This window comes from Streptomyces sp. R41, from assembly GCF_041053055.1.
GTDB lineage: Bacteria > Actinomycetota > Actinomycetes > Streptomycetales > Streptomycetaceae > Streptomyces.
This window is the reverse complement of sequence record NZ_CP163443.1, coordinates 9,774,177-9,796,783: the sequence shown is the minus strand read 5'-3', so window position 1 is coordinate 9,796,783 and position 22,607 is coordinate 9,774,177. Positions and strand designations below refer to the sequence as shown.

Here is a 22,607-nt window from a genome sequence, read left to right as displayed (position 1 = left end):
CTATGCACCAGGGACGTTCTGCTCTAGCCCGATTTGGGAGTGCAGATAACGCGGATGTTGCAGCCGTCGCGGTCCGCGTCGGTCCAGTGGCGGAATTTGCTGCACTCGTAGTCGGCCCTGCTCTCGTCCTGGATCGGGAGCCCCTGCAGGGCGTCGCGGGCCGGCAGGGTCAAGGGCACTGACCTCGACCCTCGCGCCGGCCGCCGGGACCCCGCTCACTGTCACCCGCACCGACATGGACTCGCCGAACGGCAAGTCGCTCGGCACCAAGTCCCTCGGCGCCGGCGGCAAGTTCTCCTTCACGGACACTCCGCCCGGCGGCGGCACGGTGAAGTACACGGTGACCTACGCGCGCGACGCGTCGCACACCGCGGCGACCGCGGCCGACACCGTCGACGTCTCGCGCGCCACGCCGACACTGACGCCTGAACTCGATGACGCACGGCGGCTGGAAGTACTTCCTCTTCACAAGCTGACTCACCGGCAGGCCCCCGCTCCTGTGCGCAGGGGCGTGCGCACCCGCGCGTCCCTCGTCGTTCGGAACGACGACAGCAGCGTGACCTACAGGCGGCTGCGGGGTTGGCCGGCGGCGCATCGGTCTGGCGGTGAGGCCGGGCCAGGCGGCGGACGATCCGCGGCCGGCGCCTCGGCCTGCACGGCCGGCCAGACGTCCCGTACGCCGGAGGCGGGTTGGTGACCGTGCGCTGACCCCATGGCCACACGGGGCCTGGCCCTGCATTCCACCCGCGCTCAACTCGGAACCATGCTGATCCGGGCCGAGCCTGTTTCGGGTCAGCTCGAGCGGTCGACGCGCGCAAGCCACTCAGCGAGGAGGGCGCGCAGGATTTCCGGTTGCTCGTGGGGTAGGGCATGTCCGGCGTCGTCGACCACGGCGAGCGAGGCGTGCGCGTAGTGGTCGACGAGGTCGGTAGCGGCGGCATACCCGACCGTCGAGTCCAGCCGCCCCGCCACGACCACTGTCGGACCCGCGTAAGCCGGCGCGTGATCGGGGGTGAGCGCCCACCGTTCGCCGATTCGCTCGAGCGCTGCCTGATCGACGAGCGCGGCGGCCGGGGCGACGTAACGCTCGTACCGGTCGAGCATCTCCGGGGTTTGGATCACGAAATAGCTCCGGAAGACGTCGTCACCGATCTCACCCGATCCGGCGACGACGCGGTGCTCTGGGACATCGCGCAGTCCTGGCAACAACGGACAGACGAGCGCCAGACCAGCGACCTGCGCCGGGCGCCTCGCGGCCATCGCCTGCGCGTAGTACGCGCCCGCCGAGTGACCGATGAGGAGGTGCGCGGTCCCGCCGATGACCTCGTCGGCGAAGTCGAGCAGCGTGTCGAGGACGTCGTCGGCGCTGCGCAGCGTTTCGGGAGCGATTGTCCGGCCCATTCCAGGGAGGTCAGGATAGATCCGCCGCAGCCCCGCAACGCCGTCGAAAACGAGCTCGAAGCAAGCCTCGGCCTCGCGGTGGTCGACGCCGGCGCCGTGGAGTACCAGCACGGGTCGACCGGTCCCGTGCTCCACGTAGTGGACCACCACCTGGCCCACCCGGATCTCCATCCCCGCAGGCTAACCGCGCAGGGGGCTCGCGACAACGCGACCTCGACCGGGGCAGCCGATGTCGGACCGCCCCGAGTGGGGGTCCGGTCATACTGAGCACGGCAGGTTCGTGCGTCGAGCTCCAGCCACCAGCTGGGGACCTACCGCTGTGGCGCGGGCAGCAGAGCCGACGGAGATACACCATCGGTGGCGCAGCCCTTACTGCTCTCAGACCCCGGCCTCCAGTCACCAGACTCCGCCGAAGGCAACTGCCTGCGCGCGGAGCGACGTCCACAAGGCCCCTGATGTACACGGGCCTGCGGGCGATGCCGTAGCCGCAGACGCCGAGTTGCTGCCAGGCCGGGTACGAGTGCCACCCCGACATCCTGACCATCCGCACAACCTTGCCCACTGGCGGGGGAATCGGCATGCGAAGGCATCTGCAGGGTTCCGGAGGGCCTTCTCGCTGACAGAGTCATTCTCCCCGGGACGGGGCGTTGCTGTTGGCCCTTGGTGAACCAGGCGATCTGATCGTAGAAGTGCTCGGCGCCCGGCTGGAGAACCGGCGGTCACTCCCGCGTCCTGCTCGAGCGGGACCATGAGTTCATACTCCGGCTTCGCCGACACCGACGTGTCGAGGATCGCCTCCCATCGTGCAACGCGGTCAGCGACCGCCCCGGGCGGTGCCAGGATGTCGGCTGGCTTCAGTCGGCACACGATCCTCCTCGACACCTTTCGCGGGCTCCATGAGCGTGCAAGATCACGCCGCCGCGAAGCAAGACCCATCCCAGTCACAGCAACTGTGAGAACTCCCCCCGGACGAGGCCCGTTTCGCATCGGCCGGCTCCGTCCAGGGGCGGCCAGTGCTGCTCGTTGTGCAGGCGGCGTTCCTCAGCCGGCTGGGTGAGGAGGCCTACGAGCTGCTGGCACAGCCCCGTCGCTGCTGCGCTTCCTTGGTGTCCTCACCACGGCGTGGGTCCCAACAGGACTGGTCGGTACGGCTGCGAGAGCGCGTCATCGCGCTGCGCGGAGGAGGATGTCCCGCATCGACCCCATGCCGTACTTGTCGTCCCGGCTGGACAGTTCCGCAACCTCTCGCAGGATCGGCCGGATGTCGATCCCCGCCTCCTGAGCCTGCGCGCACACGCAGTGCAGTGCAACCAGCTCATCACGTGTATCGGCGCCCTGGTCGACGGCGGACATGTGCAGAACGCGCATCCGTAATCCCTCGGCTGTGGCCTCAACGGGCAGATGCGCCGCCCAGCGGAAGGAGGTGTAGCGGGAAAAGAGCGCGCGAATGGCGGCGCGAAGCGCCTCGTCTCCGTACTCGTAGACCGCGATCACGGATCGCAGTGCTGATTCGGCTTGATCACGGACCCCCGCCTCGTCCAGCGGGGCAGGCCTCTGCCGCATTGTCGCCTGCCAGTTGGGGTCAGTAACGTCTACCGGCCGCTCAGCGATGAGCCGCGCTGCGGCGTCCACCAGTGCGACCTGTTCCTCGATTCCGGTCAGCTGCTCCACGCCTGTCTCCCTCCGCGAGCCGGGCCGGTGCCCCTGGCCGGACACGGACGCACATCACTGCCCGGGTGCCGGGCATCCATCCTCGCTGCTCGTCGTGACCGGCGCCGCTCTCGCCGTGCTGGTCACCGTGCAGGCGCCCGCCCTCGTCCACTCCCTCGGCGTTGATCTGGCCGCGTGAGCTGCGAGAACACGCCAGCAATGCCTTGCGGGTCCCTTCACCAGTTCGGTTGGCGGGAGAGGGCGTACAGGACTGCTCGACCCCGCGGTCGCCTGACGCACCCCACGCCGCATCCGACGGCGGTCGCCGGCGCGCCGTGCTGCCGGCCTTGGCTCCGGCCAGGTCGTGCCGACCACCGTCACCGCGGCGGACCGCGGACCGGCCGTGCTGCGCGGCCCGCCTGTCCCTGCCGGCCGTCGGTCAGTGGGCGACACCGCCGATGTGAGGCACCACATGGGTCAGCCGGAGGACACCCCACAGGATCAGTCCGACCCCGATCGCTTCCGGGAGCAGCCACCAGCCGGTGCGGATGCTCTCCTCGAAGAGGACGATGCCCAGAAAGAGACTGACCGTCGCGTCGCCGATGGTCAGGGCGGGCTGCGAAGCCGCCAGCGGGCCGGCCTGCAACGCGTTCTCCAGCAATAGGACGGCGGTGACGCCGGTCACCGCGAATCCATAGGTGTGCCACGTGGTGAGGAAGGCGTACAAGCCGTGGTCGGCCAGCGTGCCCGTGGCCGATTTCAGGAGCGCGGCGGTCAAAGCGTTGCTGATGGCCGACGCCGATCCCAGCACGGCGGCCCGGAACAGCGGCGGGCGCCCCGGGCGGGCGACGGCGATCGCGCCTCCCACGGCTCCCAGGCAGACCGACAGTACGGGGATCCATCGCTCCATCGACGCATGGTCACGTGCTCCCGAGGGGGCTGCCGAGCCGAGGACCAGGCCGAGGCCGGCGACCACACCGCCGACAGCCCACCAGCCGGCCCGCGGCAGACGCCGGTGCAGCAGCGGGATGACGATCAGCAGGGCGAAAGGCAGTTCCAGGATGAACAGGGGCTGCACCAGGGCCAGCGGCCCGTTCACCAGGGCCAGGGCCTGGAAGACCGCGGCCCCGACGACGCCGGTGATGCCGATCAGCCAGGACGGCCGTCGGGCCAGTTCGAGCAGGAGTCGCAGGCCGCCGCCGCTCGCCACGTCGGCAGCCGCCTTGCGCTGGAAGGCCGTACCCATCGCATTACTTGCAGCCCCCAAGAGGGCGAACAGTACGGCCAGCACGATCACCCTTCCACCATGCCCGGGAAAGGAGCCCCGGGCCTCCCCGGACCGGCCGACCGGCTCAGGTCCGACGGGTCAGACCGGACCTGATCCTCCGCGCTCACCTTCTGCGCAGGCCCCCGCGATGTCCATGGTCATCCGGGTTGGGGTCGGTGCCAGTGCTTGGGAGGCACGCAGCGCAGCACGCCTGCTGGCCGCGCGATACGCGCGCCCGGCAGCTGCGGAGACGGCGCTGTCATGCCTTCCCGTGCATTCGACGCCGGCCGGCCCTGGCTGCAGAGCCGCGACCGTTGTGCGAAGGCAGTCCATGACAGCGCCCCACCTGCTGGTCAGCCAGCAGCCCGCGATGGACCCCCACCACCCGACCGTCGACGTCACCATGCCGAAAACGACTTCCCTTCACTGGGGCTATCGCTGCGGCAACAGCGCGAGGACCGCATCCTCGACGAAGCCTTCACCTCTGCGGGCCCTCTACGGCCGATGCGGTTGTTCGGAATCAGCGTCGGCACCGCCATGCGCTACATCGCCGCCGCCCACCCCGAACGGACCACGAAGCTGCCCAGGTGACACCATCACCGCCGTCGTCGCGACCGACTGCTCCACCGTCAGGACGCCGGACCGCCGCCGCTGGCGACAGTGATGTGCTGGCCGGTGATAGACGCGGCTCCGCCAGCATCAGGAATGCGACCGTCTCGGCGATCTCCTGCGGCGAACCGAGCCGACCGCACGGGTCCGCCCGGTTCGCCGCAGCGAGTATCGCGGCCGCCTGGTCCCCAGACGCGCCCCAATCTCTCCGCATCGGCGTCTCGATGGCCACCGGTGCCCCGCGGAGGAGCGCCAACGCGTCGGCGAAACGGCTCGTTCCTAAGCGACCGTAAGCACGATCTTTCCCTGGATGTGCCCTCGGGCGGCGCGTTCGTGCGCTGCTCGGGCATCCGCGAGCGCAAAGGTGCTGTCGATCGCGACGCGGACTGTGCCCGCGTCGAGGAGGCGTCCCAGTTCGGCAAGCTGCGCGCCGTTCGAGCGGACCTGGGTGCCCGTGACTGTGACGCCCAGCTTCGCGGTCTCTTCTTCGTCGAATTCGCCGAAGAACACGGGGAACTGGGAGCCGCCGCGCTTGAGCGTGCGCAGGAAGCGGCTGCTGTCGGGGCCACCGACGGTGTCGAGAACGAGGTCGACGTCGTGCACGAGGTCCTCGGGTCGACTCTTGGTGTAGTCGATGAACTCGTCCGCGCCGAGGTCGATCAGGAACGATTCATGCGCGCCCGATGCCACCGCGATGACACGTGCACCTTTCCATTTCGCCAGCTGTAGCGCGAAGTGCCCCACGCCGCCCGCGGCTCCGTTGATGAGCACCGTCACGTTGGCGTCGAGTGGCACCGGGCGATGCTGCGCCGCCTGGAAGGGCGACGGGTGATCGTGTCCGAGCTCGATCAGGAACTGCCACGCGGTGAGCGCGGCCATAGGCGCCCCGGCGGCGTGCACGTGATCGATGCCGGCCGGCTTGAGCGCGAGGTCCGACGCGGGCGCGGCCACGTACTCGGCATATGTGCTGCCATCGAAGCTGGGGAAGCGAAGGAGACCGAAGACTTCATCACCGACGGAGAGGCCGTCCACATCCGCGGCGACGGCCTCGACGACGCCCGACAGGTCCGTCCCCGGAATCACGGGCAAGCTGAACTTCGGCCTCGTCTTCGGAGGCAGGTTGGACATCCCGTCGCGCAGGTACCAGTCGGGGGGGTTGATGCCGACCGCGTGCACGCGAACGAGCACCTCACCCGGCCCCGGCTCGGGAATCGGCACCTCGTCGTAACGCAGAACTTCAGGGCCGCCGTGCTCATGGAGCCGGACCGCCCTCATCGTGTGTGTCGGCATCGTTTTCTCCTGCCCGCGCTGCGGGATAAGCTTATTCGGATCAGCGATCCACATAAATGGACCACTGATCCGAATATATGGACCACTGATCCGAATAGTCAAGAGGGGCAGATGCGGGCCGACGCCAGGAAGAACCGCGACCACCTGCTCGCAGTAGCGGGCACCGCCATCACCGAGCAAGGCGTCGACGTGTCACTGCGCGACATCGCGCGCAGGGCCGATGTCGGACTCGCGACACTGCTGCGTCACTTCCCGACGCGCGAGGCGCTGCTCGATGCCCTGCTCCGCACAAGCTTCGACGAGCTGACCGCTCAGGCAAGCGCCCTCGAAACGTCCAGCTCGCCCGACGATGCTCTCGTTTCGTGGCTACGCGACTGCGTCGCGTGGACAACTGAGTATCGAGGCGTGACCGTGCTGATGGCAGCCGCCATCGAGGACACCGAGTCCGCACTCCACGCTTCGTGCGTCACCCTGCGCGCGGCCGGTGCGCGGCTCCTCACCCGTGCCCAGGCTGCGGGCATGGCGCGGACCGACATTGATGGCGCCGATTTGTTCGCGCTGGTAGCGGCGCTTGCTTGGCTCGGCGATCAACCCTCGCTAGCGCCACGCGCCGATCGCCTCTTCGACGTTGTCGCAAGCGCGATCCTGACCGGCGCAGCGAGCAGCGATGCCGAGGAGGAACGCCGCCCTCGCGCCCGTACCTGAATTCGTCGCGCACGCGGACCGGCGAACTCGGCAGCACGCTCGGCAAGGAGCGGTTCGACGCCGAGTTCGCCAAGGCGGTCAAGGTCATCGGCATCGAGCCGCGCGCTCCCCGGGATCGGACCGCGACCGCTGAGAAGCGGCTGACGAAGACGGCGGCGCGCAAGCTGCTCAGCGCCGTTCCTGGATCGAATCGACGCCCGCGAACGCGAGATCACCGGCGGAACCGAGGACCTGCGGACCCGCATTGAGGAACTGACCGCGCGCCTGGCCGCCCTCGACGAGGAAGCCGACAAGCTCCGCGGCACCCAGAAGACCCTCACCGTCCTCGCCAGCGACCTTGATCTCGGCGTTCGGGGTACGTGGCGTTGGATTGTTCCGGACAGGCGCCGACTGGAACGGCGTGTTCAAATCGACATCGACGCGGAGGCGATCCGACCTCTTGGTGGGTTTCCGGCCACCGGCCGGGGGATTCGTTCGTCCAGGAAAGGGGTGACTCATGCAAGAAGACCAGATCGAAAGCAACCTCAAGGGTATGGATGATCTTGACTTCATCGGATGGAACACCGCCGACTGGCACGGCGTGTTTGCCCACCACCACACCGACGACGTAGTGGTGGACTGGAAGGGTCAAGCACCGACTCGCGGAATTGAGCAGCACATCGACGCCATGAAGGCCTACGTCGAATCAGCGGGCGGCACCCCGCCTCAGATCACATCCCACCCGATCGCTTTTGGATCCGGGGCGTGGACGTGTGTCGTCGGCGAGTTCGAAGGCGGAGGCCGGATGGTAACCGTCGCCAAGTGGCTCGACGGCGCGATTGCTGAGGAATACATCTGGGCCTAGTGTGTTGTGATCTTGTTGGTGGAACGTGATGTCCCTGGTGGTCGTTGGGCTGGTAAGCGATCTTTCCCCCGGGTCGACCCCGAACACGGATATCAGCTCACGTACCGCCCTCTCAGTCCTCCTCGCCATCGTCGTCCTCGTCCGGCTCCGGCGCGTCCGGGTCGCGCAGCGGGCCCAGGTCGCCGACCGGAGTGAAGGCGGTCAAGCTGTAGCGGCCGAGGACAGCAGACCCTGCACTTCCAATCTCCCGAACCCGCGCACCAGAAGCGGGTCCAACGACTGTCTGGCAAGCGGGTTCAGGGTGCTGCGACGGCCTCCGTTCCTGCATCCGATCCATACGCCCGGCATGTGCCGGCGGCCGCCGACGCGTTCGCGGCGACGGCCAGGTCCCACGCCTGACCCGGCTCGGCTCAGGCCCAGGGGTCCTTCTCGTCGGCGTCGAACCTGCGCACCTCATTGCGTATGCGGGGCCCCACTTGGTGAGGAGCGCCGTGACCTCCGGTGCGGCCACGTGCCGGTCGAGGGCCTCCTGGGACGCCCACTGTTCGAGCACCGTGACGGTTCCGCTCGCCGCGTCCTCCACGCAGAACGAGATCAGCAGGTTCCCGGGTTCGCCGCGGCGAGCGGGTACGACGTCGCCCATGCCTCGGCGACGAACGTCTCGACGTCCTCGGCGGGGACGATGACCCGGCCGGCGATGATGACGGCCGTCCGGGCGTCGCCCTGGGGCTTGTTCAGCGAATTCATCGCTGTCCCTCGTATCCGGTCAGGCGGTGTACTGGTAGGCGGGGTAGGTGAGATAGCCCGCGTCGCCGCCCTGGTAGTACGTGGCCGGGTCGGCGGGCGCGACCGGCAGGCCGGTGCGGAGCCGTTCCACCAGGTCGGGGTTGGCGATGAAGGCGCGGCCGAAGCTGATCAGATCCGCGCCCAGGCCGAGCCAGTGGTCGGCGGCGGTCCGGTCGGTCTGCTTCGGGCCCATCGGGAGCACCGGGTTCATGATCAGGCTGCCCGGCCACGCGCGGCGCAGCCCGACCAGCACCTCCTCCTCGGCCGTCGCCTCCAGGTGTACGTAGGCGAGGTCGAAGCGGGCGAGTTCGGCGAGCAGGGCCGCGTACAGCTCCGGCACCTCGGTCTCCTCGACGCCCCAGAAGGTGGTGCCGGGCGAGAGCCTGATCGCGGTGCGGGCCGCGCCCACGGCGTCCACCGTGGCGGCGACCGCCTCGACGGCGAAGCGGATGCGGTGGGCGATCGGGCCGCCGTAGGAATCGGTGCGCAGGTTGGCGTTGGACGACAGGAACTGTGAGATCAAGTAGCCGTTCGCGCCATGCAGTTCGACGCCGTCGAACCCGGCGTCGACGGCGCGCCTGGCGGCCTCGGCGTACGAGCGGGCCTGTTCGGGCACCTCGGAGAGGTCCAGTGCGCGAGGGACCGGCGCGGGCTGCGGCCCGGTCGGGGTGAACACGTCGCCCACGGCGGCGACGGCGGACGGTCCGACCGGCTGCAGACCGGTGGTGTCGGGGTGCGAGACCCGGCCGCCGTGCATGATCTGGGCGAAGATTCGCCCGCCGTTGGCGTGCACGGCGTCGGTGACGGGCCGCCAGACTGCCACCTGCTCGTCGGTGTACAGCCCCGGGGTGCCCGGGTTGGACTGCCCGACCAGGCTGGGCTGCACCCCCTCGGTGACAATCAGCCCGGCGGTGGCCCGCTGGGCGTAGTAGACCGCCATGGACGGGGTCGCGAGGCTCCCGGCCGCGGCCCGGACCCGGGTCATCGGCGCCATCACGACACGGTTGGGCAGCTCCAGATCGCCGAGGCGGTAGCGGTCCAACAGCGTGGTCTTGCCGGTCATGCCGGAACTCCTTCGTACGAGTCGAGGGCCCAGGACGGCGGGCCCGACAGGTACGCTAAAACCTGACATCAATGTGAGATGCAAGTCCTGGGGCCCAGGTCACGGTCGGGAGGGTGAGATGCGGATCGGCGAACTCGCGGCGCGGACCGGAGCCAGTGTCCGTTCGCTGCGGTACTACGAGGAGCAGGGACTGCTCACCAGCACCCGCAGCGCCGGCGGGCAGCGGCACTACACGGAGGACGACATCGAGCGGGTCGCCTTCATCCAGCGCCTGTACAAGGCCGGGCTGTCCAGCCGCACCATCATGGAACTGATGCCGTGCCGCGACGCGCCCAGCGACGAGAACTCCGACGCCGCGCTGGAACGCATGGCCAAGGAGCGCGACCGGCTCTCCGCCCACATCGAGGACCTGCTGAACACCCGCGACGCGCTCGACGGCCTGATGGTTGCGGCCCAGACCCACCGCGACACCCGCCGGACCGCGGCATGAGGAGGCCTTTGAGATGAACTTTTCAATCGCTCTGAATCCTGGCTGAGAGGACAGGGCCGCTGGACCGTCAAGCGCTCCGCGATTTACTAGCATCTGCTGGGTGGCTCAGTGAAGGCTGCGGTGGGGGCGGTTGTGGAGTTCTACGGCGTAACGGGCCCAGTTGCCTCCGGTCTGGATCCAGGCGGTGATGCCTGGCTGTAGGGCAGTTGCGGCGGAGGAAGAGCATCAACCTCCTCGACGTCGACAGCGTCGCCGCCCTCCCCGGTCTCGACGTGCCGATGAGCGGATTCCAGCCCGGCAATGCCGCCAAGGACATCGCCGACACGGTGACCCGTTCGATCGCCGATCCCACCGTGTACGCCACCGCCGCACGAAGCCTGCTGAAGGCGCTGGAGGGCCATCCGCGGACCCGGCTGCATCGCAGCGCGCACGGGGCACCACCCGCCTGGACGCCGCCGGGCCCTGCTGACCACGTTCGGCCTGGTTGCCCCGGTGTACTGCATCATTTCGGCCCCGCCCGAAGGGATAGACAGCTCCACCACGCCATCCGATTCGCCCGCGGACGGGCCAACGTCCTGTGCATCCTCCAGCCAGCCTTGGTACGGCGGCTATCGGCGAGAACGATCACGGTGGGGCGCGGGATGCTGTCACGGTACGCGGGTCGGGAGTTCACCGACCTCGAGGGCGACGAAGCCGGCGTGCGCCACCTCGACGCCGGGCGCGGGGGGGGAATCCTCCACAGAGCCGTTCGCCGGGCGTGACCACGTCCCAGCCGCCCTCTCGGCACCGACAACCGCTCGCGCCGCCTGGATACTGCCGAACTCGCTCGCGATGACGCCCTTTACGGCGCCCGCAGGATGGGGTCGACATTGCAATGGTCCAGGAATCCACGAATCCGCGCGCTTCCAACCGGTCCAAGTCCGACCAGGACCCGTCCACATGGCTCCGCCGTACGCCGACCAACTGGTGCCAGTACGTCACCGATCGGGTCGCCGACAAGACCCGCTACCGTCTGACCATCGACTCCGCAGAGCAGATCGCGCCCGCCGGGAGCCTCGCCCGCTGCGGCGCGCCGACAGACCGCCAAGGACAAGAACGGTTCCGGAACACGCCCCATGGACAGGACCGTGCGTCCGGTGTTCCAAAACGTGGCGCAATCATGGGAGTTGCTCTGCTCCACCTGGCAGGCGGCAGCGTGCTCCTGATGCCGGCAGGCGGCAGCGAGCTCCTGACTCAAGATCATCTATGCCGGGGAAGACCTAGCAGGTCCTCCTAGGCGCGTGAAAGTTGACGGTTAACGCAACTTGACTGAATGCGGTCGGAGAGCATTTCTGATGGTCATCTGCGTCACCCGCAACGGAAACCTGTGATCCGCCGGGCGGGTGTGCGGTGGTTGTGCGCGCCGGTGACCCACCGGCGCGCACGTCCGTAAGGAAGCACGCAATGAGACTTGGCGCAAAGAGAATTGTGGGGGCCGGCGCTCGCCGTACCGCACTGGCAACCGCGGTGGCGCTGGCGCTCGCCAGTGCCGTGACGGGGGCGGGAACCGCTTTTGGCTCCGCCGACGACCCGGTCGCGAACAGCCATGTGGTGGACCGGAACTGGCTCCCGGACACACCGGAAAACTGGCCGTCGGTGGTGGACTACACCCGTACGCCGGCCGAGACCGTCACTCGCGGACTGCAGCACTACAGCGAGACCTACGACACCGTTGGCGGCCGCCAGCACATCCAGGTGCTCAAGGCCGACCTCGGCGACCCGAACCTCCGGGTCGGCATGGTCGAGGCCGGCGACACCATCACCAACCCGGCGGACGAGACCCCGTCATCGATGGCCCACCGCACCCACGCGGTGGCCGGCGTCAACGGCGACTACTTCGAGATCCACGCCAGCGGACGTCCGCTCGGCGGCATCATCTCCAACGGGCACCTGCTGAAGAGCCCCAAGCCGGGGTTCGCCTCCCAGCTGGGCGTCAAGCCCGACGGCACCATGGTGATGGGCCCGGAAACCTTCTCCGGGACGATCACCGCCGGCTCCGCGACCCGCGCGCTCACCTCGGTGAACACCGTGAACGACGTGGCGTCCGGCGGCATCACCGAGGTCACCCCCGACCTGGGTGAGACCCCGGGCCTGTCCAAGCCCTCCACCCTTGCGCTCGGCCACACCACCGACGGCGGCTTCGTCGTCGACAGCGTGCAGACCGGTGTCACCACCGTGCCGCGGCTCTCGGCCGACCAACTCGGTCTGCTCGGCGCCGGCGACGGCGGGCAGTGGCTGAGCAACGACCTGCGCACGGGTGACACGGTGGGCATCACCACCCAATTGTCTCCTGACAACGATGTCACCCAGCTGATCAGCGGTGTCGCCACGCTGGTGAAGGACGGCAAGGTCTACAAGGACCCGACCGGCACCCCGCCGAGCGGCGCCAACCCGGAGACCGCCGTCGGCATCACCCAGGACGGCAAGCACGCCATCGTCGTCGCCGTCGACGGCCACGGCGGCGCCTCAACGGCCTTCGGCGTGACGCCGGAGCAGGTCGCCGGCTACATGGTCGCCCACGGCGCCCACACCGCGATGCTGTTCGACGGCGGCGGCTCCACCGGCATGGTCAGCCGCGCCCCCGGCGCCGACCAGGCCGAGGTCGTCAACACACCGTCCGACCTGCCCGGCAACACCGAGCGCCCGGTCGCCAACGGGATCTTCTTCTACTCCACCGCCAAGGAGGCCGGACCGGCCGTCAAGGTCGTGGTGAACGGCGGCAAGACGGTCACCACCGTCGCAGGCGGCTCCATCCCGCTCCCGGTGCACTCCATCGACCGGTTCGCCAACCCGTCGGCCGGCCGGGTCGACGTCCGGATCGAGCCCTCGGGCCTCGCCACGTACGAGGACGGCAAGCTCACCCCGCACCGCACCGGCACGGGCCGGATCATCGCCTCCAATGGCAAGGCCTTCACTTCCGAGAAGCTCGAGGTCGTCAGCAAGCTCGAGACCCTCACGGTCACGCCCGACAAGGCCGACCTCGACAACGGCGCCACCCAGCAGCTCGCCCTGTCCGGAACCGTCAAGGACGGCGGCGAGGTGCAGATCCCCGCTGAGGCGGCCAACTGGAAGGTCACGCCGGACAATCTGGGCACCCTCGACGCGCACGGCCTGTTCACCGCGACCGACGACAACGGCGGTCTCGCCGAGGTGAGCGCGACGGCCGCGGGCGCCACCGCTACCACGTCGATCGCCGTCGGCAGCGTCAGCAAGGTCATCGACCCGATGACCAGCCTCGACGTCTGGCGCCTCAGCAACAACACCACCGGCAAGCCCGCCACCCTGACCGCCGACCCCGGCGTCGTCCCGCCGGGCTCCACCGAGTCCGGGTCGCTGCGGCTCGACTACTCGATGCCGGCCGGCTCCGGCGTCAAGCAGCTGGTGCTCTCGCCGCGTACCACCCTGAAGACCGACACCAACAACGGCCAGGTTCCCACCGCCATCGGTGTGTGGATCAAGGGTGACGGCAACGGCATCGAGCTCGCCGAGAAGTACATCGGCGTCAACGGCACGTCCACGACGCTCTACCCGACCTACGTCACTTGGAAGGACTGGCACCTGGCAGTCGCTCAGCTGCCGGCGGGCATGCAGTTCCCGCTGACCATCAGCTTCATCGACTTCCTGGCGATCAGCCCGAGCACCGCCTACAGCGGCTCGCTCAATGTCGCGGGCCTGCAGGCGCTGTACTCGCCGCGACCGGTCACGGCGCCCGAGTACCACGCGATCCCGCAGAACCCGAAGTGGCTGTCCTTCGAGGAGGATTCCGCCGACTTCGCCAGGCGCGGCACCACCCTCCTCGCCGGCGACGACGCGCACATGCTGGCTGGCGACCCCGGGTCGGTCAGCAGCAACGTGATGGACTCCATCGCCAAGCGGCTGCCCACCCTCAGCCCGCAGGCCCGGCCGGACGCCGCCCAGTTCCTCGGTGACATGTCCGACGACGGCAAGTCGGCGGACCTGCAGTACGCCAAGTCCAAGATGGACGCCCTCGGCATCCCCGAGCGCGACATCGTCGGCAACCACGAGATCACCCAGGGCGCCGACTCCGAGAACGGCAACTACAGCGACACCTTCGGTGACACCCACTACTCCTACACTCAGGGCGCGGCGCGGCTGATCGTCACCGACAACTCGCACGGCAGCCTGCAGTCCTCGGACCCGTTCCAGGACCCGGCGGGCGCACAGTACCCCTGGCTGGTCCAGCAGTTGACAGACACCACCGCCAAGGACGTACTGGTCATCACCCACATGCCCGCGTACGACCCGCACCCGGCCGCGAACAGCCAGTTCACGGACCGCTGGGAAGCGCGGATGTACCTGCGGCTGGTGCAGCGCTACCAGGAAACGCACCCGAAGCAGCACGTGGTCATGATGTACGGTCACGCCCGCGGCTTTGCCGAGCAGATCCTCGACCCCGAGGGTCAGAGCGTGACCACCGCCGAAGGCGGCATCCCGCAGTTCACCTTCGCGGACCTCGGCATGCCGGCCTACGCCCCGGCCGACCAGGGTGGCATCTACCACTTCGGTCTGATCCGGATCGGCGACGACGGTGACTTGCAGTACACCGTCGAGCCCGCCCTCTCGTCGATCACCGTCAAGGCCCCCAAGGACCCGATCGCCAAGGGCGACCACGTCACCCTGACCGCGACCGGCGACCAAGTCGCCGGCGACAACATCGCACCGCTCACCATCCCGATCGCGGACCCGGCCTCCCACGTCTGGACCTCCGACAACCCCGAGGTCGCCTCGATGGATCCCTCCACCGGAGCCCTGACCGCCCACCGTCCCGGCACCGTCACCATCTCGGTGACCTCCGGCGGCATCACGGGCAGCGCCCAGGTCATCGTCCGGTGACCTGACCCATGACGGGGTGTCCGAGCAGGGTCGGGCACCCCGTCGGCGTTCCGCAGTCCCCAGCCGCTCCATCTGCTGGACCTGGATGTGCACCGAGGACCTGGGATTCAGCTTTGCGCAGCGCTGCGCTGCACCGAGGGTGGGGCGTCAATTGATGAGGCGTCTTGAAACGGTTGTGACCGCGCTTCCGTGACGGCTACGGCCAACGCACAGTCGGCCGTACCTGATCGAGCCTGCGCTTCACGCACGCAGCTACAACGTTCAGTCGGGCTCAGTCAGCGGCCCGGCTGCAGGGCGTGCAGCAGCAGCGGCAGGGAGCGGTGCAGTTCGCGCTCCCAGTAGGGCCAGTCGTGGGTGCCGGGTCCGTAGAAGTCAGTGGTGAGCCGCACCCCGGCGGCCTTCAGCCGGTCGGCGACAGCGTGGTTCATCTCGTTCAGCAGTGCCTCGAGGTCGTCGTAGGCGCCGGGCGGGTCGAACGGGCCGGCGGTGCCGTCGCCGCTCGACAAGAAGACGGGGATCGAGCGCAGCCGGTTCGCGAGGTAGTACGGGTCGTGCGCCTCCCAGATGGCGCGCTGGGCCACCGGGTCGCCCCACAGGGCGAGGGGGTCCTCGCCGAACTCCTTCAACACGCCCATCAGGCCGGACGGGAAGTCGCCGTACAAGGGGTGCACCACGCCGCTGTAGCTCGCCGCCGCGCGGAACATTCCGGGGTGGTGCGCGGCGTAGAGCAGGGAGCCGAGGCCGCCCATGGACAGCCCGGCGATCACCCGGCGTTCGCCGGCACCGTAGCCGTGCTCCAGCAGCGGGCGCAGCTCGCGCAGGTGGAAGGTCTCCCACGCCGGCGGGCCGCCCTTGCCGTGGTTCCACCAGTCGCTGTACCACCCGGCCGGTCCGCCCTCGGGCATGACGACCAGTGTGTGGCGGAGCTGCGGCAGCGTCGCGACGTCGGTTTCGCGGGTCCAGCTGTCATACGTGTCGCAGCAGCCGTGGAGCAGGTACAACACCGGCCACCGCTGGCTCTTCCGCCGCTCGTTCCAGCCGTCCGGGGTCAGCAGCCGCACCTTGGCGGTTCGGCCCAGAGCGGGCGACGAAACGGTCAGGTCGACCAGGTGAGGGCCGACGTTCTCCTCCGCCACGACACGGGCGCCGCCGCCCCCACCCTCGCCGCCGACGCCCGCGGTCGCGGTCGCGGTCCCGGGCAGGACCGCCATGACCAGTGTGGCCAGGGCTGTCCAGATCAACACGCGGGTACGGCCTGGGTGCACGGCGGGCCTCCACTCCCAGCGAACCGATCGGCTTCGGATCAGTGCCACCGGGGAGCGTACGGATCGCTGGGGCATGGGTCACTACGCCAGACAGCTGAGGTTTGGCGGAAGGCAGAGTTCCAGCGGCAGTTGAGGATGAGAGTGGCGTGAGCTGTGTCGCGTGGGGCAGCCCTGGACGGCATCGGCCTCCCGATGTCGCTGGGCAGCTCGCTACGCAGCGTGGTCCGCTCTCGCGCGTAGCCATACATGACGCCGCCCCCGGCGACGCACCGACGGCTGACGCCCGGCTACGGACGCCTCTCGCCGTGCGCGGACGGCGCGCCGTTATTCAACCGATTGGTTGACAAGCCCGAACCCCGGCCGTATGGTATTTAACCAATCGGTTGAATACGAGAGGGTGCGAAGTGACCGACGATCGGCTGTCGCTGGTGTTCTCCGCACTGGCCGACCCCACTCGGCGCGACATCGTGGCCCGGCTCGCCGCCGGGGACGCCACGGTCAACGAACTGGCCGAGCCGTACGACGTCACGGTTCAGGCCGTGTCCAAGCACATCAAGGTCCTGGAGGACGCCGGCCTGGTCAGTCGCAGCAGAGACGCCCAGCGGCGACCCTGCCACCTCGAGGCGGAGGTCTTCGACCTGATGACGAAGTGGATCGAACGATATCGGCGCGAGGCGGAGGACCGTTTCCGCCGTCTCGATGCCCTCCTTGAACAGATGGGCGAGCAGCCGGCGACCGGCACCCCGACGAAAGAGGCGGCATCATGAGCACCCCCGACACGCCCCACCGCAACGAGACGCGGATCGAGGCCGACCCGGATCTGCCCACCATCCTGATCATCCGGGAGTTCGACGCTCCACCGGAGCGCGTGTTCCGGGCGTACACCGACCCCGATCTGGTCGTCCAGTGGCTCGGCCCGCGCCGGCTCACGATGCGGATCGACCAGTACGACGCGCGGAGCGGCGGCTCCTATCGCTATGTGCATCGCGACGAAGACGGGACCGAGTACGGCTTCCACGGTGTGTTCCACGAGGTGCGCCCCAACGAACGCATCGTGCAGACCTTCACCTACGAGGAATTTCCGGACGGCGTCAGCCTGGAGACGGCCGTCTTCGAGGACCTCGGTGGTCGCACCCGGGTCACCGGCAAGTCGCTCATGGACTCCATCGAAGCCCGCGATTCGATGCTCAAGAGCGGCATGGACTACGGCGTCCGCGAAGGCTACGAGCGGCTTGACGAGCTGCTCGCCGGTCAACAGAGCGACAGCGCCGACCGACACACCGAGACGGGATCTTGATCATGGCGAGAACAGCAGCCGATGAGCACCGCACCGTGGCACGCGTATTCACCGACCGCGTACGCGGCGCGGATCCACAGGCATGGGACAAGCCGGCACCGTGCGAGGGGTGGGCCGCCCGGGACGTCGTCCGTCACCTCGTCGAGTGGTTCCCCGCCTTCCTGAAAGCCGGCGCCGGAGTCGAACTGCCGAAAGGGCCCTCGGTGGACGACGACCCGGTGGCCGCCTGGGTGATCCACCGCGACGGGGTGCAGGACCTCCTCGACGATCCGGCCACCGCACACAAGCTGCTGTCGAACCCGCACATCGGAGAGATCCCACTGGACCGGGCGGTCGACCAGTTCTACACCGCCGACGTCTTCATGCACACCTGGGACCTGGCACGGGCCACCGGCCAGGACGAACACCTCGATCCCGCCAAATGCGCCCAGTTGCTCGACGGGATGCTGCCGCTCGACGACGTGCTCCGTGCGAGCGGGCAGTACGGACCGCGGGTCGAGGTACCGGAGAGCGCCGACGTCCAGACTCGCTTGCTCGCCTTCATCGGCCGCAAGCCCTGACGAGCCGGAAGGTAAACCGTCGGCGGGGGCAGCGCAGGACATCGCGGGCCCGGTGCAGGTACGCCCGCTCTGCAGCGTTGTCGGCGTGTTCCGCCGCGTTGTCGTACGCTCCCGCCGCCGCGGCCGAGGCGGCTGAGCAGCCCGACGCGGGCGGCGTGGAAGACGTGGTGGCCATCCAGAATCCAGGGCGTCGAACAGGGGTAGCGCCACCGCCGGCCCGCGGTCTCCGCCACGGCGACCGCGCGGTTAAGGGCGACCACCGGGGTCGGGGCCATCAGCTGGTCGTAGACGGTGGCGTCCGTCGTCGGAGCGTCGCTGTGGACGGTGTTGATCGCGACGTGGGTCTGGTAGGGCCCTGGCCGGCCGCGGCGTAGACATCGACGGACCACGGTCTGCCCTCGGCGATGAGCTCCCGGTCCCACCGGCTGCGATCATGGTCGTCGAGGAGCGCCAGGTCGCCGCTCCCTCTTCCGGCAACATGTTGAGCAGTACACCGCGTTACGGCGATGAACCCCCACCCAGTCAACCCCGCAGACCGGGCAGACCCTCCGCCCTTCGCCGCGTTGAATCGCAAGGCTGGGGCGCGCGGACGAAATCGCCGCAGCCGTTCTCCGGCTGTGCAGCCGAGTGCCAGTCTCGTGGTCGGTGTCGCTCTTCCGATCGACGGCGACTTCATCGCACACTGACTAACTGCCAGGTCCGCAACAGACCGCCGACGACCAGTCTGCTGGTCGGCATGTGCGGTGACTCGGCGAGGTGTTGCCCGATCTGCGAATCGACCGCATCGACTATCGAGCGTCGCGGGCCAAGGAATGTCGAAAAATCGTGCCGCACACCCGTTGGCAGCCGGGTCCCGCGCTCCCTGCAGGCAGCTTCGTCGATGGCGCCACCGGGCGGGTAGGGCTTCAACGGCGTGCTCGCCGACCAGCTACTCAAGGCCGACGTCGAAGTCCTCATCGGCGCCCTGCACCAGACGACGGTCGAAAACCAACTCCTGCGCCAGCAGATGACAGAACGTACGGCCCTACTCCGCTCGCTGCCCAACAACATTGGCCCGGGTCCTTCAGTGGCACCCGACCGTGAGGTCCTTGAGGGTGGTGACCGGGCGTGCAAGGCGTGATCAGCGGCTTCAACCGGCTCGGTCGGCCGGGGCCGTATTGTCTCCACAAACGCTCATGATCACGGTGGCCGCTTCCGTGCGGGCGGGCACTCCGGAAGCCCCCCGGGACTTGCACGAACCGGTCAGTGATCAAGAACGACAGCTGCCCTGAGAGATGTCTTCCGTAACAGCGGGTTTGCGGTCGTCGGAAGACAGGGCGAGCATTGTTTTAGGGGGAACGGCCGGGGCAAATCTTGATGCCGACGCCATCGGATGTTGCCGTGACCTTCGGGCCGTGACGCTCACCGGCAGTAAGCGTCCCCGCGAAGGTACCGCCGTGGCGAAGAAGATCGAACATACGGGTGCTCAGCCGGCGGCGTCGGCGGGGCGACGGGTGGGCTGTCCAGCTGGGCGGCAGATCGGAAGGAGTCTGCCCATGCGGATCGCCGTGGACTTGAATCGGTGCCAGGGATACGCACAATGCGTGTATTTGGCGCACGAGGACTTCAGATTGACTGGCCAGGAGGCGCTCACTTACGAGCCGAACCCCGATGACGAGCGGCGCCTGCAGGTCGAGCGAGCCGCTGCGGCGTGTCCGGTGCAGGCGATCGTGATCGACCGCTTGGACGGCGCGGAGGGGAGCGCGACGTCATGACCGTGCCGGCAACGGTCGCAGAACTGGTGCGCGAGTTCAGGGCCAACGGCAGGATCGTCATCGTCGGTGCGTCCCTGGCCGGACTGCGGGCTGCCGAAGCCCTGCGTGAGGAGGGCTTCACCGGGTCTCTGACCATCATCGGGGACGAGCCGTACGAGCCCTACGACCGTCCCCCGCTGTCCAAGCAGGTGCTCAAAGGCTGGGTGTCGGCCGACCACACCAAGCTGCCCCGCCTGCGAGAAGTGAATGCGCAGTGGCGGCTCGGGGTGGCCGCCACCGGGTTGGACCGGGCCGCCAAGCAGGTGCGCCTGGCCGACGGCGAGCAGATCCCGTACGACCGGTTGCTGATCGCCACGGGCACTCGCGCGCGACAGTGGCCCAACCCGGACGAGGCCGCCCTGGACGGGGTCTACACGCTGCGCTCGCGTGATGATGCCGCACAGCTGCAAAAGGCGCTGGCCGCGCCGCCGTCGCGGGTCATGGTCATCGGGGCCGGGTTCATCGGCTCGGAAGTGGCCTCCGTCTGCCGGGAACTCGATCTCCCGGTGACCGTCGTCGAGCGGGGCTCGGCGCCGCTGGTCGGCGCGCTCGGCGGGGTGATCGGTGAGATCGCCGCGGAGATGCAGCGCGACCACGGCGTGGACCTGCGTTGCGGGCTGGGCGTGTCGTCACTGGAGGGCGACTCCGGCGGACACGTGCGGCGTGCTCATCTCTCGGACGGAACCACCATCGACGCCGACGTGGTGGTGGCCTCGCTGGGGTCGATCCGCAACGTTGAATGGCTGGAGGACGCCGGGCTGGCGTCCGGTTTCTGGGGCGTCGGCTGCGACGCCGGCGGTCGCGCCTTCGACGTCAACGGCGTGATCACCGACAGCATCTACGTGGCAGGGGACGTGGCGCGCGCGCCCCACGTGCTGTACGAGTACCAGTTCCTCGCGATGGAGCATTGGGACAATGCCGTTCTCGGCGCCGAGGTCGCGGCCCACAACATGGTGAACCTCGAGCCCCACTATCGCCCGCATCTGTTGCTGCCCGGCTTCTGGTCCGGTCAGTTCGGCGTCAACATCAAGTCCGTCGGCGTGCCGCCTTTCGGCGACGAGATCGTCTTCACGCAGGGATCCGTCAAGGAGCGCCACTTCGCCGCCGCCTACGGTCGCCGCGGCCGCATCGTCGCCGCCGTCACCTTCGATCACGGCAAATGGCTGGAGTACTACGGGAAGCTGATCGAGCACTCGGGTCCGTTCCCGCCCCCGCCGCCGGGCTGGGACCAACCCCCCGACATGAAGCCGATCCCGGCCGAGTTCCCGCAACCCGGCGTCCCGACGGCGATCCCCGACGTCGTCCTGACCGGCCACGACCCGAGCGAGCGGAGGGCCGAGTTCCGGTCTCGCCCTCGTTGACGCGCCCGCCGGGTCGGGCGTGCAAGCGGACAGCATCCACAGGAAGAAGGAGGGGAGCCTCGTGGTCGAGGAAACCCCCTGGCAGCAGGCCCTCCGCTACGCCAACCGCGCCAATCCGTACCCGTTCTACGAGGAACTCCGCAGGACACCGGTGGCGCGGCAGCCGGACGGCACCTACGTCGTCAGTACCTACCAAGAGATCGTCGCGCTGCTGCACGACCCCCGGGTCAGTTCGGATGTCAGGAAGCTCCCCGTCCCGGTTGCGCCCCCGGCCGAGGGCTCGGCGGAGGCCGAGCCGATCACGGAGGCGGTCGTCTCTTTGGAGCCGAACATCATCACCCAGGATCCACCCGAGCACGATCGAGATCGCCGGATGATGACGCCGCATTTCGTCGGCCCGCCCCATTCCCCTCACCTGATCTCCGACCTGGAACCTGAGATCCGCCGCATCGTGGACGGCCTCCTGGACAACATGCAGGGCAAGACCCGGATCGATGCCGTCGACGAGTTCGCCTACCCCCTGCCGGTGACCGTGATCTGCAAGGTCCTGGGCGTGCCACTGGAAGACGAGTCACGCTTCCACGGCTGGATCGAGACGGCCCTGGACTCTTTGGATTTCGGCCCCGAGGCTGCCTCCGAGGAGATGCAGAGCCGACTGGCCGGGGGTCGCCAGGCCGTAGAGGAGTTCGGGCAGTTCGCGGCTGAGCTGCTCGACCGGTACGCCCAGCAGCCCGGCCCGGGCATGCTCTCGGCGATGGTGAACGAGGACGGCCCGGAGGCAGGGATGTCCAAGGGCGTGCTCGTGAGCAATGCCTTGCTCCTGATCTTCGCCGGGCATGAAACTACGGTCAATCTCATCGCCCACAGCGTGCTCACCTTGCTGCGGCACCCCGACGCGCTCGAGAAGCTGCGCCGCCGGCCCGAGCTGATCGTGCCCGGGGTCGAGGAGTTGCTGCGCTTCGAGTCGTCGGTCCAGTTCTGGCACACCCGCTCCGCGGTGGAAGACATCGACATCGCAGGCACCACCATCCCGAAGGGCGCGCCGATCTTCCTGGCATATGGCTCGGCGAACCGCGACCCGAAGCGGTTCGCCAACCCCGACGAGCTTGACCTCGAACGCCGAGACAACCAGCACCTCGGGTTCAGCCAGGGCATCCACTTCTGCTTCGGCGCTCCGCTCGCGCGGCTCGAGGTCCAGGTCGCGGTCGGCGAGTTCGTCCGCCGGGTGGAAAACCCCCGGCTCGTAGAGGACCCACCGCCGTACCGCCACAACCAGATTTTCCGCGGCCCGCGCCACCTCCTGGTCGACATCGACGGGATCCGCGACTGACTC

General features: G+C 68.7%; 21 protein-coding genes. 13 read left to right on the top strand and 8 right to left on the bottom strand.

The window, feature by feature from the left end:
• Window positions 1-235: 235 nt before the first annotated feature.
• On the top strand, window positions 236-697 hold the full coding sequence (locus AB5J53_RS44475) for a hypothetical protein (RefSeq protein ID WP_369251263.1): 462 nt from the start codon (window positions 236-238) through the stop codon (window positions 695-697).
• 95 nt (window positions 698-792) lie between these two features.
• Here AB5J53_RS44475 and AB5J53_RS44470 read toward each other — a convergent pair whose 3' ends face one another.
• The 4 genes from AB5J53_RS44470 to AB5J53_RS44455 all read right to left on the bottom strand — a co-directional run bounded on the left by AB5J53_RS44470 (window position 793) and on the right by AB5J53_RS44455 (window position 6,217).
• Window positions 793-1,572: an alpha/beta fold hydrolase gene (locus AB5J53_RS44470; RefSeq protein WP_369251262.1), complete on the bottom strand. Its 780-nt coding sequence runs from the start codon at window positions 1,570-1,572 to the stop codon at window positions 793-795.
• A 993-nt stretch (window positions 1,573-2,565) separates the two neighbouring features.
• A complete protein-coding gene (locus AB5J53_RS44465; RefSeq protein WP_369251261.1) occupies window positions 2,566-3,072 on the bottom strand; it encodes a hypothetical protein in 507 nt (168 codons plus the stop codon).
• A gap of 418 nt (window positions 3,073-3,490) precedes the next feature.
• Window positions 3,491-4,348 carry a DMT family transporter gene (locus tag AB5J53_RS44460; protein ID WP_369251260.1) on the bottom strand — a complete coding sequence of 286 codons (858 nt, stop codon included), beginning with the start codon at window positions 4,346-4,348 and terminating at the stop codon, window positions 3,491-3,493.
• Between the two features lie 858 nt (window positions 4,349-5,206).
• Window positions 5,207-6,217: an NADP-dependent oxidoreductase gene (locus AB5J53_RS44455; RefSeq protein ID WP_369251259.1), complete on the bottom strand. Its 1,011-nt coding sequence runs from the start codon at window positions 6,215-6,217 to the stop codon at window positions 5,207-5,209.
• A gap of 111 nt (window positions 6,218-6,328) precedes the next feature.
• Between AB5J53_RS44455 and AB5J53_RS44450 the strand changes: the two genes are divergently transcribed.
• Window positions 6,329-6,922 carry a TetR/AcrR family transcriptional regulator gene (locus AB5J53_RS44450; protein WP_369251258.1) on the top strand — a complete coding sequence of 198 codons (594 nt, stop codon included), beginning with the start codon at window positions 6,329-6,331 and terminating at the stop codon, window positions 6,920-6,922.
• A gap of 168 nt (window positions 6,923-7,090) precedes the next feature.
• Here the strand turns inward: AB5J53_RS44450 and AB5J53_RS44445 are convergent, their stop codons facing one another.
• The gene (locus AB5J53_RS44445; RefSeq protein ID WP_369251257.1) at window positions 7,091-7,330 is read right to left on the bottom strand and encodes a hypothetical protein; all 240 of its coding nucleotides are present in this window, start codon (window positions 7,328-7,330) and stop codon (window positions 7,091-7,093) included.
• 88 nt (window positions 7,331-7,418) lie between these two features.
• Here AB5J53_RS44445 and AB5J53_RS44440 point away from each other — a divergent pair, with 88 nt between their 5' ends.
• Window positions 7,419-7,766: a hypothetical protein gene (locus AB5J53_RS44440; protein ID WP_369251256.1), complete on the top strand. Its 348-nt coding sequence runs from the start codon at window positions 7,419-7,421 to the stop codon at window positions 7,764-7,766.
• A gap of 594 nt (window positions 7,767-8,360) precedes the next feature.
• Here the strand turns inward: AB5J53_RS44440 and AB5J53_RS44435 are convergent.
• Together AB5J53_RS44435 and AB5J53_RS44430 are read right to left on the bottom strand one after the other, a co-directional pair.
• Window positions 8,361-8,513, bottom strand: a complete 153-nt coding sequence (locus tag AB5J53_RS44435) for a hypothetical protein (RefSeq protein ID WP_369251255.1) — start codon at window positions 8,511-8,513, stop codon at window positions 8,361-8,363.
• Between the two features lie 19 nt (window positions 8,514-8,532).
• Window positions 8,533-9,615: an alkene reductase gene (locus AB5J53_RS44430; protein WP_369251254.1), complete on the bottom strand. Its 1,083-nt coding sequence runs from the start codon at window positions 9,613-9,615 to the stop codon at window positions 8,533-8,535.
• A 118-nt stretch (window positions 9,616-9,733) separates the two neighbouring features.
• Here AB5J53_RS44430 and AB5J53_RS44425 point away from each other — a divergent pair, with 118 nt between their 5' ends.
• From AB5J53_RS44425 to AB5J53_RS44415, 3 genes are all read left to right on the top strand, one after another.
• On the top strand, window positions 9,734-10,105 hold the full coding sequence (locus AB5J53_RS44425; protein WP_369251253.1) for a MerR family transcriptional regulator: 372 nt from the start codon (window positions 9,734-9,736) through the stop codon (window positions 10,103-10,105).
• Between the two features lie 206 nt (window positions 10,106-10,311).
• Entirely contained in the window at window positions 10,312-10,866 is a 555-nt protein-coding gene (locus tag AB5J53_RS44420; RefSeq protein WP_369251252.1) for a hypothetical protein, read from the top strand.
• Window positions 10,867-11,548: 682 nt separating this feature from the next.
• The gene (locus tag AB5J53_RS44415) at window positions 11,549-14,998 is read left to right on the top strand and encodes a phosphodiester glycosidase family protein (RefSeq protein WP_369251251.1); all 3,450 of its coding nucleotides are present in this window, start codon (window positions 11,549-11,551) and stop codon (window positions 14,996-14,998) included.
• 275 nt (window positions 14,999-15,273) lie between these two features.
• Here AB5J53_RS44415 and AB5J53_RS44410 read toward each other — a convergent pair whose 3' ends face one another.
• Window positions 15,274-16,209 carry an alpha/beta hydrolase gene (locus tag AB5J53_RS44410; RefSeq protein ID WP_369252857.1) on the bottom strand — a complete coding sequence of 312 codons (936 nt, stop codon included), beginning with the start codon at window positions 16,207-16,209 and terminating at the stop codon, window positions 15,274-15,276.
• A gap of 458 nt (window positions 16,210-16,667) precedes the next feature.
• Between AB5J53_RS44410 and AB5J53_RS44405 the strand changes: the two genes are divergently transcribed.
• The 7 genes from AB5J53_RS44405 (at window position 16,668) to AB5J53_RS44375 (ending at window position 22,604) form a co-directional block, all read left to right on the top strand.
• Window positions 16,668-17,030 carry an ArsR/SmtB family transcription factor gene (locus AB5J53_RS44405; RefSeq protein WP_369251250.1) on the top strand — a complete coding sequence of 121 codons (363 nt, stop codon included), beginning with the start codon at window positions 16,668-16,670 and terminating at the stop codon, window positions 17,028-17,030.
• Window positions 17,027-17,560 (top strand): SRPBCC family protein, encoded by a 534-nt coding sequence (locus AB5J53_RS44400; RefSeq protein ID WP_369251249.1) that lies wholly within the window; start codon window positions 17,027-17,029, stop codon window positions 17,558-17,560. Before AB5J53_RS44405 ends, AB5J53_RS44400 begins: the two co-directional genes overlap by 4 nt.
• Before the next feature lie 2 nt (window positions 17,561-17,562).
• Window positions 17,563-18,120: a TIGR03086 family metal-binding protein gene (locus AB5J53_RS44395; protein WP_369251248.1), complete on the top strand. Its 558-nt coding sequence runs from the start codon at window positions 17,563-17,565 to the stop codon at window positions 18,118-18,120.
• A 913-nt stretch (window positions 18,121-19,033) separates the two neighbouring features.
• Entirely contained in the window at window positions 19,034-19,240 is a 207-nt protein-coding gene (locus AB5J53_RS44390; RefSeq protein ID WP_369251247.1) for a hypothetical protein, read from the top strand.
• A gap of 415 nt (window positions 19,241-19,655) precedes the next feature.
• Entirely contained in the window at window positions 19,656-19,874 is a 219-nt protein-coding gene (locus AB5J53_RS44385; protein ID WP_369251246.1) for a ferredoxin, read from the top strand.
• Window positions 19,871-21,274: an NAD(P)/FAD-dependent oxidoreductase gene (locus AB5J53_RS44380; RefSeq protein WP_369251245.1), complete on the top strand. Its 1,404-nt coding sequence runs from the start codon at window positions 19,871-19,873 to the stop codon at window positions 21,272-21,274. Before AB5J53_RS44385 ends, AB5J53_RS44380 begins: the two co-directional genes overlap by 4 nt.
• Window positions 21,275-21,335: 61 nt before the next feature.
• Window positions 21,336-22,604 (top strand): cytochrome P450, encoded by a 1,269-nt coding sequence (locus tag AB5J53_RS44375; protein WP_369251244.1) that lies wholly within the window; start codon window positions 21,336-21,338, stop codon window positions 22,602-22,604.
• Window positions 22,605-22,607 lie beyond the last annotated feature (3 nt).